This is a genomic window from Mycobacterium sp. URHD0025, from assembly GCF_000426065.1.
In the GTDB taxonomy this organism is placed as follows: domain Bacteria; phylum Actinomycetota; class Actinomycetes; order Mycobacteriales; family Mycobacteriaceae; genus Mycobacterium.
Genome location: NZ_AUEQ01000012.1, coordinates 67,467 through 83,995, shown reverse-complemented (window position 1 = coordinate 83,995; position 16,529 = coordinate 67,467). Strand labels below are relative to the sequence as shown.

The window sequence follows — 16,529 nt, the reverse complement described above, 5'->3', positions numbered from 1 at the left end:
CACAATTGTGCCGACGCTTTCACTGATATCCCGATACCGCCGGATTCCGCCGAGTATTTCAGGCCGTTTCCGCCATGACCCGATGCTCGGCGCGGCCGACGTCGCCATCGCCACCCTATGGACCGTGGGCCGGCTGGTGCGTCGGCCCGGTCCGCCACCCGAGCTGGATCGCACGATCGTTCTGACGGTGACGGACCGGCAGGTGGTCGCCCACGATCAGGACGTCATCGCACTGACTCTTGCTGCTGCGGACGGCGGTGAGCTGCCGCAGTGGTATCCGGGCGCGCATCTCGACCTGCATCTGGCCAGCGGACGGGTTCGGCAGTACTCGCTGTGCGGCGACCCCGCGGTCACCGACAGTTATCGAATTGCGGTGCGGCGCATCCCCGATGGCGGCGGCGGCTCGGTCGAGGTGCACGACAGCCTGCGGGTCGGCAGCACGGTGAGCACCCACGGCCCGCGGAATGCGTTCGCCCTCACCGTGCCCGGCTACGGGTCGCCTGCTCAGCGGTTCCGTTTCATCGCCGGCGGAATCGGCATCACGCCGATCCTGCCGATGCTCGGATTGGCCGCACGGCTGGGAGTCGACTGGTCGATGGTGTACGCCGGGCGCAGCCGCGACAGCCTGCCGTTCCTGGGTGAGCTCTCCCGGTTCGGCGACCGTATCGAGATCCGCACCGACGATGTCGACGGACTGCCGAGTGCCGACGATCTGCTGGGCGACTGTCCCGACGGCACCACGGTGTACGCGTGCGGGCCGGCCCCGATGCTGACCGGAATCCGGGCTGCGCTCACCGGCCGTGACGACGTCGAACTGCACTTCGAAAGATTCGCGGCGCCACCGGTTGTCGACGGAGCCGAATTCTCGGTCACGATCGCCTCCACCGGTGCCACGATGACGGTCGGAGCCGATGAGACACTGCTCGCCGCGCTGGGACGGGCCGGCGTGAACGCGCCGTACTCATGCCAGCAAGGGTTCTGCGGCACCTGCCGGATCCGCACCGCGCCAGGTTCCGACGGGGTTGTGCAGCACCGGGATACGTTGCTGACCGACCCGGAGCGCGACGCGGGCTATCTGCTGACCTGCGTGTCACGAGCGGAAGCCGGGCAGCGGCTGACGCTGGATCTCTGAGTCGCTAGCCGCTGTCCGGGCGGCCTTCGCCATAGCCCGCGAGTTCCGGCGCGGCCATCAGCTGGTCCAACAACGGACGCTGTCCAGTCAGCAATCTGGTGCGCGCCACGGCCACTGAAACCCAAGCGACACGATCGATTTCGGGGAATTCGACGAACCGTCCGGAACCCTTCGGCAATTCGACGGTGAATGTGTTGCTCACCGCCGAAGCGGCGTCGAAGTCCCCGCGTACCGCGAACGCGGTGACCACCTTGCCTCCGGCCTGGCGTACCGGGAGGAGGTCGATACGCGGGCCCGCGGGCGGGGCGACGCCGAGTTCCTCGGTGAATTCCCGTTGCGCCGCAAGCCAGGGGTCTTCGTCAGCGGCGTACTCGCCCTTGGGTACCGACCACGCGCCGGCATCCTTGCGGGCCCAGAACGGTCCCCCCGGATGGGCGATCAGCACCTCGACATCGGATCCGGCGAGGCGGTACAGCAATATCCCGGCGCTCAGTTTGGCCACGGGTTGCACGCTACGCGGCGATGCCGTTCCGATGACACGGGTGTTGTGAACCACTTTGCCACCGCAGCGTAATCCGGGTCACTCCAGAGCCGGTACAGCGGGGCGGCGAGCGGAGCGCGGTGGCCCGGTTCCCGAGTGTGACGCAGCCCTCGTCAACGGTTTCGGACAGCCGGAATTTTATCTGTGAACTGCAGGTTAACCCTTGTGTAACACCTATAAGGACTAGCGACGACGCCCAGCGACAGTGCGCCGCCGGTGCGCCGGGTGCGACACAACAGAACAGCGAAAGAAGGCACCAAAGATGATGAGAATCGGATTTGCCACAGCACTGGCGGGCGCTGCAGCGGCAGCCGTGGTCGGTCTTGCCGCACCGGCACAGGCCGCTCCTACCGGACCGGGCAATGCCCAGCAGACCATCAGCGAACTGCAGGCTCAGGGTTACAAGGTCGTCGTCAACCACGTCGGCTCGACCCCACTGGACAAGGCTTCGGTGGTCGCGGTGCGGCCCGGGCAGACCTACACCCGGACAGATTCCGGTAACCCGGGCGACAGCTTGCAGACCAACGTTGTCAACAAAACGATTTACGTGGACGTGAAGTAAGTCCAAATTTCGTGAAACATCAAGGAGGGGCGTCCTTTTGGGCGCCCCTTCGACGTGTCTGGGTGCAACGCCCGATTCGGGGCGCGCTAGAGTCGCCAGCGTGCGACGTTTCACCCGGTATGTCGCCCTCGGCGACAGCCAGACCGAAGGACTGTGGGATGGCGACGACACCATCGGCCTGATGGGCTTCGCCGATCGGCTCGCGGTGCGCCTCGACGGGCTGTATCCAGGTTTGGGCTATGCCAACCTCGCCATTCGCGGCCACCGTATCGGCGATGTGCTCCACACCCAGTTGCCCACCGCGTTGTCGATGCGGCCGGATCTGGTCACCGTGTGCATCGGGATGAATGACGTGACCCGGCCCGGGCGCGCGTTCACGCGGGCGCTGGGCGATCTCGAGCAGGTCTACCGCAACCTCGCGGAATCCGGAGCCACGGTCGTCACGACCACGTTCCCCGACATCACCGAGATCCTGCCGGTGGGCCGACTGCTGGGAAGGCGGGTGGTGCAGATCAACGATGCGATCAGGGATGCCGCCGATCGGTACGGGTTCCAGCTTGTCGATCTGTACTCGGCTCCATCGATGTGCGAACCGGAGACGTGGAGTCCTGATCGCGTGCACGGGTCGGCGAAGGGACACGGCCTCTTCGCCGACGCCGCTGCTGAGGCACTCGGATTGCCTGGCAGTAACCATGATTGGGCGCTGGCCACCGGCCGGGATCAGAGTCAGACGTTTCGGTCCCGGGCCTACTCACAGGTGTTGTGGACGCAGAACATGCTCATGCCGTGGCTGTGGCGTCACCTTCGCGGCCAGTCCGGCGGCAACGGCCGCTCGCCCAGACGCCCCGCTCTGATGTGCCTGAGCGCCTAACCGAAGCCGAGGATCGACCACGCGAGATCGGCCGGGCCGCCCGTCAGGTCGCCCTCGCCGGCCTTGGCGATCGCCGTCGCCACCGAGGCCGCGACCGCTCGACCGGTCCGGATCACGTTGCGCTGCATGGCGGTAATGGTACGGGGCGTCTCGGAGTGCGCCCGCAGCCAGTGCCCGGTGTCAGATCCCGCCCCAGGCCGAATCGAGTTCCTTGGCCACGTCGATCACTTTGGCCTGCTCCGATTCCGGGCTGTCGATCTCACCGGCCACGTGTGCGGCGATGAAGCGTTTGATCTCCGCGTCGACTCCGGCCAGGATGCGCAGCACCTCGGCCCGCAGCGATTTCGATGTGACGTGGATCGAGATGTCGGACGGACGCGGCTTCTTGACGTCGAGGATCAGCAACAGCGGCTCGGCCGCCAATGCCGAAGCCCGCAGGGCGATCTCGCCGAAGACCATGAACTTGGGCCTGTCGATGCGCAGGTCGATCACCATGTCGATCTCCAGCGGGATCCGGATGGAGAACGTGATGGTTTCGCCCACGATGCGGCTCACCCGCGGCTTTTGGATCTTGACCCGAGCGGTGACCTTGGCGATCTTGCCCGGGCCCTGGGCGATCGGGCCGAGCTCGAACTCATCGCCGGCGATCGCCCCGATGGCGTCGCCGACCCGGTCCTCGGATACGGCCACCTCGAAGAACCGGCGACCGAATTCCTCGTAGGTGATGTAAGCGTGATCAGCCATGATCCCTCTACGGTCTCACGACAGGGTGCGGGAACTGCGACGCCGGGCCGGTTTGCCCGTTCACGTCGGGTCGGCGAAGTGCCGTAACCGCGCGACCGCGCGCGGTCCGCGACCGAGTTCGGCGATCAGTACGGACCGGTGTCCGTCGCGTTCCAGGCCGGCCACCACGCTCGACCCGGAGGCGATCATCTTGTGCCAGGACGCGCCCGCGGTGCGCTCCACCAATCCGGATGTACTCAACGGCTCGTCCTCACCGGAGGATATGACGGTGTGCTCGCCCAGCCGGCGTTGCACCGCCACCTCGTCGCCGCCACACAAGTCGTCGAACAGGCCGGCGGTCAGACGCTTGCCCGCCCGCCCCGCTCCGATCATTCCCTTGGCGAAGCCCAGCGACCCCGACGGGCCCTGGTTGCGCAGCAGCGCACCGGCCAGGCGCAGCCCGACCGGCACCGCGCCGGCGCCGGCCGAGGCGAATTGGCCGATCATCGACGGCAGCTCCCAGTACGCCTGCAGTTCGGCGATGCGCGGACCGGCCGGGGCGGGGACGACGGCGTAGCGCAGGTACGCCGGAATCCGCATGGTGACCGATGCGCTCATGGCGACCTCGAGTTCGAGATCGCGGATCACGGTGGAGCCGCTGACGATGTCGGCGTCGCGGTGAAAGGTGATGTCGCGCGGGCCGATGAAGGTGTCGTAGAACCGCTCGATCTGCGCGGCCCCGCGGTGTGGCCGTGAGCCCACCGGGTCCTCGACCGTTCCGCCCGCAGCGAACAGTCCGACCCATCCCTGTCGGTCGTGTGCACCGGCTGCCTGCGGTGACAACTCGACGGTGGCCAGCAGCTCGTCCCGTGTGAAGACCATATGGATCGTTTACCATCCCGCCCGGCGCCGCGTGCGCGCACACTGGTGTTTGGACACTTTGTACCCACAACCACCGAGGAGTGCGCCATGAGTGGCAGTGGACCGTTCGGCTTCGACCCAGAGGACTTCGATCGGGTGGCCCGCGAGGCCGGCGAAGGCTTGCGCGACGCCCTCGACGGTTTGGGCAAATTCTTGGGCAATCCTGGCCAGGGCGCCGGCTGGGCAGGGCTGCTGGATGAGGTGACCCGGTTCTCCCGGCCCAGGACCGAACCGGAGACCACCGGTGAGAAGGGCGACGGAGTGTGGGCGATCTATAGCGTCGATGACGCCGGCGGCGCCCACATCGAGCAGGTCTTCCCCAACGAGCTCGAAGCCCTCCGGGCCAACGCGAGCAATACCGATCCGGGCCGCCGGGTGCGGTTCTTGCCGTACGGCATCGCGGTCAGTGTGCTCGACACCGATACCGGCGAGTAACAACGGTGCGAAATGCCGACTGCTCGCCGCGGCGACCGGCTAGGATTCTGGCCCAAAGTCAACGAACTGGCCGGCCTCATCCGACTGGCGGCCGGCAATGCTGAGGGTGGAACATGATTCGCGAACTCTTCGGTGCGACGGCGGTCGCCGCGGCGGCACTGGCAACAGCACTCTCGGCGGCACCGGGTGCCTTGGCCGATGACAACAGCAACATGTATCCGGACAATCCGGGCCGCTACCCCACCGATGTCCCGGGGATGAGCTACGAGGCTTCCAACGGCGCGCCCTGCTTCAGCTGGGAGCGCAACGTATTCGGCCGCGGCCCGGGCGGTACGGCCATGCAGTGCAAGTGGATTCCCAATCAGTGGCCGCCGGTCTACACCGGCTTCTGGACCTACGCCTATCCGTTGAACGGCGTGCAGGAGATCGGCTCACCATGCCCGGGGCCGCAGGAAGCGGCACAGTCCCCCGACGGCCGGCCGATGCTGTGCCTCGGAGCGCAGGGCTGGCAGCCCGGCGTGCTGACCGGCGACGGGTTCTTCCCGGTCTGATACGTCCGTCCGGCCTGAGGCGCGGGTCACACACCGGCGGCCATACAGCTGAGCGATGCATGTATGGTCGTGGGGCCCGAAATCCGCGCACATCAGGAGTGCCATGAGCGCCGACGTGAAGTTCGATCTGTCCACAGTGTTCTCCACGGTGGCCAAAGCCGTGCCCGATCAGACTTTCCTGGTGTGGCGGGACCGACGCTTGAGCTACGCCGAGTTCGACGCCCGCGTCGACGGCTTCGCCCACTATCTGGTGTCGGCCGGTCTCGGCGCGCATACCGAGCGCGACGCACTCGCCGGACACGAGTCGGGTCAGGACCACCTCGGCATCTACCTGCGCAACGGCAACGAATACCTCGAGTCGATGATCGGCAGCTACCGCGCTCGGGTGGCACCGTTCAACGTCAGCTACCGCTATGTGGAAGAGGAACTCCTCTACCTGCTGAAAGATTCGAACGCGCGGGCGGTGATCTTCAACGCCGAGTTCGCACCACGGGTGGCCGCCATCCGCGATCAGCTGCCCGATCTGCAGGTGCTCATCCAGGTCGCCGACGAATCGGGCAACGAACTCCTGCCGGGCGCCGTCGATTACGAGACGATCCTGAAGACCTCCGCTCCGGAGGCCGGCATGCCGACTCCGTCGGGCGACGACCTCTACGTCCTCTACACGGGCGGCACCACCGGCATGCCCAAGGGCGTGCTGTGGCGTCAGCACGACATCTTCCTGTCCTCGATGGGTGGACGGCCGTTCGGCAGCGACACCTTCATCGGTTCGTACGAGGAACTCGCCGAGCGCGCCCGCACCGCGGGTGGTGGATTGTCGCTGCTGATGATCCCGCCGTTCATGCACGGCGCCGCGCAATGGGCGGCCTACAACGCCATCACGATGGGCGGAAAGCTCGTGATCCCCGATGATGTCGTGCGGATGCGCCCCGACAATGTCCTGACACTCGCCGCACGCGAACGGGTGCTCAGCATCCCGGTCGTGGGCGATGCGATCGCCCGCCCCTTGATCGACGAGATCGAGAAGGGCGATTACGACCTGTCCGGCCTGTTCACCATCAGCAACGGAGGCGCGCCGCTCTCACCGACCGTGCGTGAGCGGATCCTGGCCGCTCTGCCGCATCTGATGCTGCTCGATGCCGTGGGGTCCTCCGAGTCGGGCACTCAGATGAGCACCGCATCCACCGCGGGTACCGATTCCCAGGCGGCGACCTTCAACGCCCAGTCCGATACGGCTGTGGTGGCCGAGGATCTGACCCGGGTGCTCGGCCCCGGCGAGGGCGGAGGCTGGCTGGCGCGGCGCGATCTGATCCCCCTGGGCTATCTGGGAGATGCGGCCAAGACCGCGCGCACTTTCCCCACGATCGACGGTGTCCGCTGGGCGGTTCCCGGTGATCGGGCAAACGTGTTGGAAGACGGGCGTATTCAGCTTCTGGGCCGTGACTCGGTGACCATCAATTCCGGCGGGGAGAAGATCTTCGTCGAGGAGGTCGAGCGCGCCATCGCCGCGCACCCGGCCGTGTACGACGTGGTGGTGGTCGGACGACCGTCGGAACGTTGGGGCAGTGAGGTGGTGGCCGTCGTGCAGTTCGCCGAGGGCGCGTCGGCCACCCACGAAGAGCTTGTGACGGTGTGTGAGAGCGCGATCGCCCGCTACAAGATCCCGAAGGCGTTCATCCGGTCACCGCAGATCGTGCGCTCCCCCGCGGGCAAGGCCGATTACCGCTGGGCCAAGTCGGTGGCCACCGAGCACGCCGAAGCGGTCAGCGCCTCGTAGCTCGAGGGTGCGCCTCGAAACTAGTCCGGCGCGAACAGCTTCGCGATCGTGGCGAGCATCTCGGTGTGGGCCGCAACCGCCTGCTCCACGGTGATCGACAACAACGGCCTCGGGGCCGCGATGGTCAAGTCCTCGGTGATCCGGGTTCCGGCCTCGGTCGCCGCGAACACCACCCGGCTGTCCAGTTGCACCTGCGGAAACTGGCGGGCCTGCGCGCTCACCGGGCCTGCGGCGGGAACGATGAGCCGCGCGCGGTAGGTGATCGGAAGTGCCAACGGCCCCAACGGGATCCGGTCGCGCACCTGATAGTCCTGGCGGTACCCGTCGGCCAGGTCCACCCGGGAGGTGCTTCGGACCCACTGCACCAGCGGGTGCACCTGCGAAATGTTGCCCAGGTCGACATAGAAGGCCCGCACCGGATCCGGCGGTGCCGGCACCTCGGCACCGACCCTGCGCCGCGCCTGTCCGATCCACCAGCTCACGGTGCTCAGTTCACCACAGTCAGCTGACGACGACGCGCAAATGCTCCCAACCGCGGACCGTCGATGTGGGCGCCAGTTTCGCACTGTCGTAGTCGATCTCCCATTCGGGGAACCGGTTGAGCAGTTCGTCGAGCGCGACACGGCCCTCCAGGCGGGCCAGGTTGGCGCCCAGGCAGTAGTGCAAACCCTTGCCGAAGGTGAGGTGGCTGATGTTGTTGCGATGGATGTCGAACGTGTCGGGGTTGTGGTAGCGACGAGGGTCGCGGTTGGCCGCGCCGAACAGCAGCAGCATCGCACTCCCCGCCGGCACCGTGGTGCCGTCGTACTCGAAATCTCTTGCCACCCAGCGCGCCACGTGCGGCCCGGTGGGTTCGAAGCGCAGCGTCTCATCGACCGCGCGGGTCAGCAGTGAGCGATCCTGGGCCACCTCGCGACGCTGGTCTGGATGTTCGGCGAGCACTTTGGCCAGCCATCCGATGAGCCGCCCGGTGGTCTCGTTGCCGGCGCCGGCCACCACCTGGGTGTAGTGCAGCACCTCTTTGCGCTCGAGCTTGCGGGTGACTCCGAACTCATCGGTGAACTCGACGTTGAGCAGCGCCGTCATCAGGTCGTCGGAGGGGTTGTTGGCCCGCCACTCGACGTAGTCGGCATAGATCCGGCCGTCGGCGATGCGGTCGGCCTGCACCACCTTCATCGGCGTGCCCGGCTTCGTACGCAGATTGGCGTCGTTGGCGTCACGAACCCCGATCTGCTCGGATTCGGGTATGCCGAGCAGCATTCCGATCACCCGCATCGGCATCATCGATGCCAGTTCGGCGATGATGTCGAACCCGCCTGAGCCGACCAGAGGGTCCAGGCAACGTACGCAGAACTGCCGGATCTGATCTTCGATCTCGGCCATCCGGCGCGGCGTGAACACCCGCGACATCAACCCGCGCAGCAGGGTGTGCATCGGCGGATCTTCGAACATCATCACGCCCGGCGGCATGTCGAAGTCCGACTTGACCAGTTCGAGAATGTCACTTCGGCTGTTGGAGAAGGTTTCCCAGTCCGACAACGCCTTTTCCACGTCGGCGTGCCGGGACAGCGCCCAGAAGTCGTAGCGCTCGTTGTGGTAGATCGGGGCCTCGTCGCGCAGCCGGGCGTACACGGGGTACGGGTCGGCGACGATGCCGACGTCGTACGGGTCGTAATAGACGGTCATTTCAGACAGCTCCCGGCGTCGACCGGCAGGGTGACCCCGGTGATGTAGCGGGCCTCGTCCGACGCCAGGAACAGGACCGCATTGCTGATGTCCTCGGGCGTGACCCATGGGATCGGCAGCATGTGGAAGGTCTGGCAGATCGGGGCCAGATCCTCCGGTCCGGGGTTCTCCAGATCCGGGCGGAACATGCGGTACGTCGTCTCGTTCATCAGCATGGGGCTGTTGACGTGGGTCGGATGTACCGAATTCACCCGGATCGAGTGCTGCCCCAACTCCACGGCGAAGCTGCGCATGAGCCCGACGACGCCGTGTTTGGCCGCGACGTAGTGCCCGGTGAACGGGTAGGCCTTCGACCCCGCCACGGAGCTGGTCAGGATGATCGAGCCGCCACGCCCGCCCGCGAGCATATGGGGCACACCGGCTTTGACAGTCTTCCAGACGCCGCTGAGATTGACGTCGATCATCTCCTGCCAGAGGTCCTCGTCCATCCGGTCCAGCTTGACTCCGGTGGTGCCGATGCCCGCATTGGCCGCGATGATGTCGAGCCGCCCCAGTTGCTCGACGCCGCTGTCGACCGCCGCCGCCAGGGCGCTGAAATCGCGCACATCGACCTCGGCGGTCACGATGCGGCGCCCGAGGTTCTTGACCAGGTTCGCGGTTTCGGCGAGGTCTTCGGCCGTCGCACCCGCAGCCGGTGACCGGTCGAACGTGGCGCAGATGTCCACGGCGATGATGTCGGCGCCTTCGGCAGCCAGTCGCACCGCATGGCTGCGCCCCTGCCCGCGTGCCGCTCCCGTGATCAGTGCGACCTTGCCGTCGACCCGTCCTGTCATCGCCCACCCTCCGCCGACTTTGGGCAATCGCCCAATAATTACACTCAGGCCATGTCTAGCAGCCGTCGCCGCGCGTGGTCAAGGGTTCGATGAGTACGCAAAAGGCCGCTTCCGGACGCGAATCGACCACGCGCCGGGCACTGATCCGGGCCACCGCCCAGGTCATGCTCGACGAGGGATACGCGGCGGCGACATCGCGGCGGGTGGCCGCGCAGGCCGGGGTGAAGCCCGCTCTCGTCCACTATTACTTCCCCAGCATGGACGACCTCTTCGTCGCTGTGCTGCAGGCCGGCGCCGACACCAACCTCAGTACGCAGCAGGAGGCCTTCGCCGACGATTCGCCCTTGCACGCACTGTGGGAGCTCAACAGCACCCAGGGGGCGGCGCTGTGGATGGAATTCATGGCCCTTGCCAACCACCGCAAGGCCATCCGTAGCGAGATCGCCGGCTACGCCGATCGGTTCCGCGAGCTCGAGGAGGCCGCGATGGCGTCTGCGCTGCGAGCCCACGGGGTCGACACCGACGAGTTCCCACCCGTGGTGATGTCGATGATCGTGGCGAGCCTGGCCCGCACCCTGGTGCTCGAAAAGGGGTTGGGCATCAGCCGCGGTCATACGCAGGCAGAGGATTTCGTGCGGCGCTATCTGGACCGGTTCGAACTTCCCCCTGGCGGTCAGCCGTGAGGCTTCTGCACGAGTTGATTTCGGCGGCAGCCGCCGATGCGCCTGCGCGCCAGGCGGTGGTGACCGACGACGGCACCGCCGTGACCTTCGCCGAGTTCGACCGACAGGTCCGCGGCGTCGCAGGCTGGGTGGCCGCGCGGACCGCTCCGGGTGACCGGGTGGCCGTGGTCGCCGACAACAGCGCCGCCTACGCCCAGTTGTATTACGCCGTGCCGCGCAGTGGACGCGTGTTGACCCTGATCAACCAGCGTCTCGGTCCGAGTGAGCAGGCCGCGCAGTTGGCCACCGCCGCGCCCGCCCTGTTGCTCGGCGACGAGCGTTATCTGTCGGCCCTGACCGGTGCCGCTACCCCGGCGGTCGCGTTCGAATCCGCAGCGTGGCAGGCCGCACCCGCAAGCGCTCTGCCCTTCGGTGATGACGCCGGTCCAGATGATCCGGCGTGGCTGCTGTTCACCAGCGGCTCTACCGGAGTACCGAAAGCTGTTGTGCACAGCCACCGTTCGATCCTCACCGCGGTGCGGGGGTCGGTGGCGGGCCGCTCGGTGCGGCCCGGTGGGGTGTATCTGCTGCCGTTTCCGATGTGCCATATCGCCGGTTACAACATGTTGGTCCAGCATGCGGTTGCCGCCACCGTCGTGCTGTGCGCGCAATTCCGCCCAGAGCGTTTCGCGCAACTGGTCCGCAGCCACGGCGTGACCTCGTGCTCGTTGGCACCGACCATGCTGCATGCACTGCTCGCACATCTCGACCGCACCGGCACCGATCTACCCTCTCTCACCGCGATCGCCTACGGATCTGCGGCGATGCCGCTGGACCTGTTGCGCCGCGCGATCGACAGACTCGGGGTCGACTTCCACCAGGGCTACGGGATGACCGAAACCGGCGGGAACATCACGTTTCTCGGCCCCGACGATCACCGGACCGGAGCGACGGACCGCCCGGAATTACTCACGAGTGCCGGCTACCCGCACCGGGAAGTCGAGATCGGAATCGCGGCGCCATCAGGAGATCTGCTGCCGTCGGGGCAGGTGGGCGAGATTCTGGTGCGCGGCGCGCAGGTGACGCCCGGCTACTGGCCCGACGGTGCCAGCACCGAGGGCGGTTGGCTGCACACCGGTGACCTGGGCCGCACCGATGCGGACGGACGGCTGTTCGTGGTCGACCGGCTCAAGGACATCATCGTCACCGGCGGCGAGAACGTGTCCTCCCGCGAGGTCGAGGACGCGCTGTCCGATCACCCCGCGGTTGACCAGGTAGCCGTGATCGCGGTGCCCGACGACTACTGGGGTGAGGCGGTCTGCGCCGTGGTCGTTCTGGTTCGGGGACGCCAAGCGACCGCCGAGGAACTGATCGGCCACGTGCGCGGCAAGATCGCGGGTTTCAAGCGACCGCGGGTAGTACTGTTCACCGACGCGCTACCGCTGACCGGCAACGGGAAAGTGGCGAAGGAGCACGTTCGCGCCTTCGCGCGCGCCGCTGTGCTGAACGGCGCCGAGAACTCGTAGCAGAACGGCCTCCATCACGCTCAGTCGACCGTCGGGTGGCAAACCATCTCCGGAGATGGCCGCGGCCAACCCCTCAGACGGCCGCGACACAACGGACGATACGCCCAGTGCGGACGTTTGCCGGGTTTTCCACCACATATCGCGGTAAATTTGACAAGCCGCCATGCCATGCCCGTTCCGGGATACGTTGGGCCGCTTGTGTTCAGTTTTACGAATTCCACCTGGAGGCCCCCAATTGACAACGACAAATCCTGACTGGACCAAGCCGGCCGCAATGGCGATTCCGCCGGAAGGTTACTTCGAGCTCGAGGAAGGCCGGTACGGCCCGACTTATCCGAGAACACCTGCCTGCCACGGCTTCTCGATCATCGCGAAGGTGAAGGAAGGCCGCGAGGAGGTGGTGCGCGCGTACGGCAAGCAGATCGAACAGGCGATCGCCGGCAGCCCGGATGTATTGGCGCCACTGCGGCTGCATTATTTGCGTTGGGTACTTTTCGATGTCGGATCGGGCCTGCATTTTCAATACCAGGGCATCTTCGACACGGATTTCGACAAGTACACCGAGGACGCGGTGCAATTGTTCAGCAGCACGGGAATCACCACGGTGTTCACAAATCTGGAGGGCTTTCCCGACGATTGGAAGGAGAACCCCAAGGCTTTCATCGATTTTGTCCGAGCTCATCAGGTTCCGAGCTTCCTGGAATATGGCGAGTACCCGTACGTGACCGCCGACGAGATCAAGAAAGCGCTGCGGCTCAAGGCTGCGTTCTCCACCATGCTCGATCAGATGCAGTAGCCGGCCGTGCTCGAGTTCGATGAGATCCAGCACATCCTGCTGACCCGCACCCCGGCCATCACCGGGCGCTACGAATTCCTGACGTTCGACACCCCGGAGGGCGGCCGGGCGTGGGTCACCGCATTGCTGGACAAGGTGTCCTCGGCCGCGGCGGCCGTAGCCACGATCGACGAATCCGACCGCTGGGTCACGTTGGCCTTCACCTGGAATGGGCTGCGGGCACTCGGCGTCGACGAGGAGTCGCTGGCGACCTTTCCGGCGGCGTTCCGGGAAGGCATGGCACAGCGGGCCACCATCCTCGGGGACACCGGCGAGGCCGCACCCGAACACTGGTTGGGAGGTCTGGCCGGTGGAGATCTGCATGCGATCGCAATCCTGTTCGCCCGCACCGACGAACAGTGCCGGCGCTCCATCGAGGAGCACGACCAGCTGCTGAACAGAACCGCCGGGGTGCGCAGCCTGTCGTACCTGGACCTGAATGCGACCCCGCCGTTCAATTACGCCCACGACCACTTCGGATTCCGCGACAGGCTGTCCCAGCCGGTCATGAAGGGTTCCGGGGAGGAGCCGACGCCTGGTTCGGGCGACCCACTCGAGCCCGGTGAGTTCATCCTGGGTTATCCCGATGAGGATGGATCTGTCCCCAATCTGCCCAAACCGGAGACGCTTTCGCGCAACGGAAGTTACCTGGCCTACCGCAGGCTCGAGGAGCATGTCGCACGGTTTCGGGACTACATTCGTGAACGGTCGGATTCTCCGGAGGCCGAGGAGCTGCTGGCAGCGAAGTTCATGGGTCGCTGGCGCAGCGGCGCTCCCCTGGTGCTGGCGCCCGAGCGGGACGATCCCGAATTGGGTTCAGATCCCATGCGCAACAACGATTTCGATTACAAGCACATGGATCCGTTCGGCTATGCCTGCCCGCTGGGGTCGCACGCGCGTCGGCTCAATCCACGTGACACGGGGCATTACATGAATCGTCGGCGGATGATCCGGCGCGGCGCCACGTACGGTCCGGCCCTTCCGGACGGTGCACCCGATGACGGTGTGGAACGCGGGATCGCGGCATTCATAATCTGTGCCGACCTGGTGCGCCAGTTCGAGTTCGCGCAGAACGTCTGGATCAACGACAAGACGTTCCACGAACTCGGCAACGAGCACGACCCGATCTGCGGCACCCAGGACGGAACACTGGACTTCACCGTCCCGAAACGGCCGATACGTAAGGTCCACAAGGGAATCCCCGCGTTCACCACGCTACGAGGTGGCGCCTATTTCTTCTTGCCGGGCATGGCGGGACTACGTTATCTGGCCACCGGCACCGGAGCTGCAGCCTCATGACCGGCGCCCGCACGTACAACCAGACGCACATCGCCCGCCGCCACGACGGGCGCAGGCGGATCAGCATCTACTGGACCTGGAGCTACCCGTGGGAAGCCCAGCGCGATCCCGCGGCGATGGAGAACCGGTTCTCCACCATGACCGAGGTCCGCAACGTGCTGTGGCCCGCATACGAGACACCCGAATACGCCGCAGCCGCCTTCCTCCAGGGCATCGCCGGCACGCTGGAGTTGTTCCACCGATCGACGCTGGCCTTTCAAGAGTTGGCGGGCCAGGTCACCGGTCATCCGGTGGCCGTATTCCAGCGGATCGACCAGGCCGGCTACCGGCTTCCGATCGATGAGCGGATCCTCGACGATTGCGACACCTTGATGGTGTTCGGCCTCGACCACATCCTGTCCGAACAAGAGGCCGACCCGGGCGAGGTCGAGGCGATCCGTCGCTGGCTGCAGCGCGAGGGCACCTGCCTGCTGCTGGCGCCACATCACGATGTCGGTGACACCGACGACTACGCCCGGCGCCAGATCGAGTACATGCATCACGGCGATCCGCTGGTGCCCCGGCAGCAGCGCTTCGGGCAATACACCCGCTCACTGATGGCGGCGCTCGACGTCCCCGTGCACAACGTCTGGGGGTTACGTCCAGCGGTCGTCGCGGGGACCACCGAGATCGCACCGTTGACGGCTGTGCGCGATCTGGACTCTCCCGGCCTGCTCACCGATGTCCGCACCTTCAATTTCCACCCGCACCTGCCGCACTATGCACTCACCGAACCGGAGAGCAGCGCACTGCGGGTGCTGGGGCGCCAGCTCGTCGACCCCACCCGGCCCCATCCGTTCACCGAGTCGGGCAACTCCGAATTCAACGCGCTGATCTGGCTGCCGCCGACCGCCGGTCGGGCCGGCGATATCGTCCTGGTCGATTCCACCAATTTCACGACCTTGTTCGGCGGCACCGACAGTCTCAGGCATTTCTGGAACAACGTCGCGACCATGCCGTAATTCGGGCGGTCCCTGCTACGGCATCGCTCCGAGGAACCACAGACCCGCAGGCGCGGGCGCGGGCGCTGGCGCCGGTGTCGGTACGGGAACGGGCGCCGACGCCGGTAGTGGCAGCGCCGCAGGGCCAGGCGCGGGATCTGTGGCCAGGTGCGGCTCGGCTGCCGGTGGGCCGACGACCGGGCCTGGGACCGCCGCCGGAATGTGCTGCACCGGGACGGCACTGGCGGGGATGGCCATCGCCACCGGCTGCTGGACCGGACGCGGATCGACGGGCGCCGCGACGACGGCCGGCGCCGGCTGCCGAACCACCGGAATCGCTTGGGGTACAGGGGGTTCGGTGTGGGCTACGGGTTGAACCGCTTCCGCCGACACTGCGGACGCCGCCGACACCGACGGGTCGACCGGTTCGGCGATCGGTGTCCGGGCGGCCCGCTCGGCCACGAGTTCTTCCTCGGTCACCGCCACCGATCGGCTCGCCTCGCGTGGCGTGGCGACAGTGACGAGCTGAGGCTCCGCGGCCGCGGTGATGGCACCGTCGTCGGCGGTGACCGGACCCGGCACGGGTTCGACGTACTGCGACCCCACCGTGAGCAGGCCGGCGGCAATCGCCGCGGCAGCGGCGGCCGCTGCCCGCGCCGCCGTGTACCTGCGGGGCGAGGCAACCCGAACCGCGACAGGTCTGGGTGCCCGGGCAACCACGTTGGTCGCGACGGCGAGCGCGGCGGACCGGGCGGCCCCCAGACGCGCCTGCGTCCCGCGGTCGTCGGGTTCGGTCGTGTCGGACGGTTCCGGCACGACGCGCACATCGTCGAAGCCGGCGGCGGCAAGCAGGTCGAGAAGTTCGGCCATGCGGCCGTCGTCGGCATCATCGGCGACGAGGTCGTCGGCGCATACCCCGATCGAGTCCACATGCTGACCGCTGGAGGCGGCGATGGCCTGGGCGCTGCGAGCCGCGGCGGCGGCCCGGACGGTCAGCTGATCGGCGGAATCGACATCGAAGGCATCGTCATCGAGCGGGGTCGCGTCCGCGGAGCGGCTGTCGACCAGGGCCCAGGCGATGCCGTGCGGAGTCACCGACAGGCCCAGCACTGTCCTCACCCTGCGACCTCGATTTCTCTCGCGCGACCCGACCGCGACGAGCGTAAGCCGCCCGGCACGCATCGGCATCCCGTGG

19 protein-coding genes are annotated in these 16,529 nt (G+C 66.8%); 11 read left to right on the top strand and 8 right to left on the bottom strand.

Annotated elements, in window-relative coordinates; translation table 11 throughout:
- The first annotated feature begins 22 nt into the window (after positions 1-22).
- Positions 23-1,132, top strand: coding sequence for a PDR/VanB family oxidoreductase (locus H977_RS0119100; RefSeq protein ID WP_029109354.1), 1,110 nt, complete (start codon positions 23-25; stop codon positions 1,130-1,132).
- Between the two features lie 4 nt (positions 1,133-1,136).
- Here H977_RS0119100 and H977_RS0119095 read toward each other — a convergent pair whose 3' ends face one another.
- On the bottom strand, positions 1,137-1,634 hold the full coding sequence (locus H977_RS0119095) for an NUDIX hydrolase (RefSeq protein ID WP_029109353.1): 498 nt from the start codon (positions 1,632-1,634) through the stop codon (positions 1,137-1,139).
- A 301-nt stretch (positions 1,635-1,935) separates the two neighbouring features.
- Between H977_RS0119095 and H977_RS0119090 the strand changes: the two genes are divergently transcribed.
- A complete protein-coding gene (locus tag H977_RS0119090; protein ID WP_029109352.1) occupies positions 1,936-2,235 on the top strand; it encodes a hypothetical protein in 300 nt (99 codons plus the stop codon).
- Positions 2,236-2,335: 100 nt separating this feature from the next.
- A complete protein-coding gene (locus H977_RS0119085) occupies positions 2,336-3,106 on the top strand; it encodes an SGNH/GDSL hydrolase family protein (protein ID WP_029109351.1) in 771 nt (256 codons plus the stop codon).
- Here H977_RS0119085 and H977_RS36070 read toward each other — a convergent pair.
- From H977_RS36070 to H977_RS0119070, 3 genes are read right to left on the bottom strand one after another with little or no spacing between them, the layout of a single operon-like run.
- On the bottom strand, positions 3,103-3,234 hold the full coding sequence (locus H977_RS36070) for a hypothetical protein (protein ID WP_286162648.1): 132 nt from the start codon (positions 3,232-3,234) through the stop codon (positions 3,103-3,105). The genes H977_RS0119085 and H977_RS36070 overlap by 4 nt on opposite strands.
- Before the next feature lie 52 nt (positions 3,235-3,286).
- Positions 3,287-3,850, bottom strand: coding sequence for a hypothetical protein (locus tag H977_RS0119075; RefSeq protein ID WP_029109350.1), 564 nt, complete (start codon positions 3,848-3,850; stop codon positions 3,287-3,289).
- A 60-nt stretch (positions 3,851-3,910) separates the two neighbouring features.
- Positions 3,911-4,711, bottom strand: coding sequence for a nuclear transport factor 2 family protein (locus tag H977_RS0119070; protein WP_029109349.1), 801 nt, complete (start codon positions 4,709-4,711; stop codon positions 3,911-3,913).
- Positions 4,712-4,798: 87 nt separating this feature from the next.
- On the opposite strand from H977_RS0119070, the gene H977_RS0119065 reads away from it, so the two are divergent.
- From H977_RS0119065 to H977_RS0119050, 3 genes are all read left to right on the top strand, one after another.
- Positions 4,799-5,185 (top strand): Rv0313 family protein, encoded by a 387-nt coding sequence (locus tag H977_RS0119065; protein ID WP_029109348.1) that lies wholly within the window; start codon positions 4,799-4,801, stop codon positions 5,183-5,185.
- Between the two features lie 113 nt (positions 5,186-5,298).
- Complete coding sequence (locus H977_RS0119055; protein ID WP_029109347.1) at positions 5,299-5,736, top strand: hypothetical protein; 438 nt, start codon at positions 5,299-5,301, stop codon at positions 5,734-5,736.
- A 103-nt stretch (positions 5,737-5,839) separates the two neighbouring features.
- Entirely contained in the window at positions 5,840-7,513 is a 1,674-nt protein-coding gene (locus H977_RS0119050; RefSeq protein WP_029109346.1) for an acyl-CoA synthetase, read from the top strand.
- A gap of 20 nt (positions 7,514-7,533) precedes the next feature.
- Here the strand turns inward: H977_RS0119050 and H977_RS0119045 are convergent, their stop codons facing one another.
- The 3 genes from H977_RS0119045 to H977_RS0119035 are packed head-to-tail and all read right to left on the bottom strand — an operon-like array spanning position 7,534 to position 10,032.
- A complete protein-coding gene (locus H977_RS0119045; protein WP_029109345.1) occupies positions 7,534-7,995 on the bottom strand; it encodes an SRPBCC family protein in 462 nt (153 codons plus the stop codon).
- Positions 7,996-8,014: 19 nt separating this feature from the next.
- A complete protein-coding gene (locus H977_RS0119040) occupies positions 8,015-9,199 on the bottom strand; it encodes a cytochrome P450 (RefSeq protein WP_051288953.1) in 1,185 nt (394 codons plus the stop codon).
- Positions 9,196-10,032: a mycofactocin-coupled SDR family oxidoreductase gene (locus H977_RS0119035; RefSeq protein WP_029109343.1), complete on the bottom strand. Its 837-nt coding sequence runs from the start codon at positions 10,030-10,032 to the stop codon at positions 9,196-9,198. The genes H977_RS0119040 and H977_RS0119035 overlap by 4 nt, the downstream gene beginning before the upstream one ends.
- An 89-nt stretch (positions 10,033-10,121) precedes the next feature.
- On the opposite strand from H977_RS0119035, the gene H977_RS0119030 reads away from it, so the two are divergent.
- The 5 genes from H977_RS0119030 to H977_RS0119010 all read left to right on the top strand — a co-directional run bounded on the left by H977_RS0119030 (position 10,122) and on the right by H977_RS0119010 (position 15,355).
- The gene (locus tag H977_RS0119030; protein WP_081681788.1) at positions 10,122-10,715 is read left to right on the top strand and encodes a TetR/AcrR family transcriptional regulator; all 594 of its coding nucleotides are present in this window, start codon (positions 10,122-10,124) and stop codon (positions 10,713-10,715) included.
- A complete protein-coding gene (locus H977_RS0119025) occupies positions 10,712-12,220 on the top strand; it encodes an AMP-binding protein (protein WP_029109341.1) in 1,509 nt (502 codons plus the stop codon). Before H977_RS0119030 ends, H977_RS0119025 begins: the two co-directional genes overlap by 4 nt.
- A 274-nt stretch (positions 12,221-12,494) precedes the next feature.
- Entirely contained in the window at positions 12,495-13,016 is a 522-nt protein-coding gene (locus tag H977_RS0119020) for a hypothetical protein (protein ID WP_051288952.1), read from the top strand.
- Between the two features lie 6 nt (positions 13,017-13,022).
- Positions 13,023-14,354, top strand: coding sequence for a Dyp-type peroxidase (locus H977_RS0119015; RefSeq protein ID WP_029109339.1), 1,332 nt, complete (start codon positions 13,023-13,025; stop codon positions 14,352-14,354).
- Entirely contained in the window at positions 14,351-15,355 is a 1,005-nt protein-coding gene (locus H977_RS0119010; protein ID WP_029109338.1) for a hypothetical protein, read from the top strand. The genes H977_RS0119015 and H977_RS0119010 overlap by 4 nt, the downstream gene beginning before the upstream one ends.
- Before the next feature lie 15 nt (positions 15,356-15,370).
- Here H977_RS0119010 and H977_RS0119005 read toward each other — a convergent pair whose 3' ends face one another.
- On the bottom strand, positions 15,371-16,453 hold the full coding sequence (locus H977_RS0119005) for a DUF7159 family protein (protein WP_155946722.1): 1,083 nt from the start codon (positions 16,451-16,453) through the stop codon (positions 15,371-15,373).
- Between the last annotated feature and the right edge of the window lie 76 nt (positions 16,454-16,529).

Coding starts and splice junctions, on each gene's coding strand:
- H977_RS0119050 (WP_029109346.1), top strand. CDS start 5,840: ATGAGCGCCGACGTGAAGTTCGATCTGTCCACAGTGTTCTCCACGGTG.
- H977_RS0119070 (WP_029109349.1), bottom strand. CDS start 4,711: ATGGTCTTCACACGGGACGAGCTGCTGGCCACCGTCGAGTTGTCACCG.
- H977_RS0119065 (WP_029109348.1), top strand. CDS start 4,799: ATGAGTGGCAGTGGACCGTTCGGCTTCGACCCAGAGGACTTCGATCGG.
- H977_RS0119040 (WP_051288953.1), bottom strand. CDS start 9,199: ATGACCGTCTATTACGACCCGTACGACGTCGGCATCGTCGCCGACCCG.
- H977_RS36070 (WP_286162648.1), bottom strand. CDS start 3,234: ATGCAGCGCAACGTGATCCGGACCGGTCGAGCGGTCGCGGCCTCGGTG.
- H977_RS0119030 (WP_081681788.1), top strand. CDS start 10,122: ATGAGTACGCAAAAGGCCGCTTCCGGACGCGAATCGACCACGCGCCGG.
- H977_RS0119035 (WP_029109343.1), bottom strand. CDS start 10,032: ATGACAGGACGGGTCGACGGCAAGGTCGCACTGATCACGGGAGCGGCA.
- H977_RS0119075 (WP_029109350.1), bottom strand. CDS start 3,850: ATGGCTGATCACGCTTACATCACCTACGAGGAATTCGGTCGCCGGTTC.
- H977_RS0119010 (WP_029109338.1), top strand. CDS start 14,351: ATGACCGGCGCCCGCACGTACAACCAGACGCACATCGCCCGCCGCCAC.
- H977_RS0119020 (WP_051288952.1), top strand. CDS start 12,495: ATGGCGATTCCGCCGGAAGGTTACTTCGAGCTCGAGGAAGGCCGGTAC.
- H977_RS0119055 (WP_029109347.1), top strand. CDS start 5,299: ATGATTCGCGAACTCTTCGGTGCGACGGCGGTCGCCGCGGCGGCACTG.
- H977_RS0119090 (WP_029109352.1), top strand. CDS start 1,936: ATGATGAGAATCGGATTTGCCACAGCACTGGCGGGCGCTGCAGCGGCA.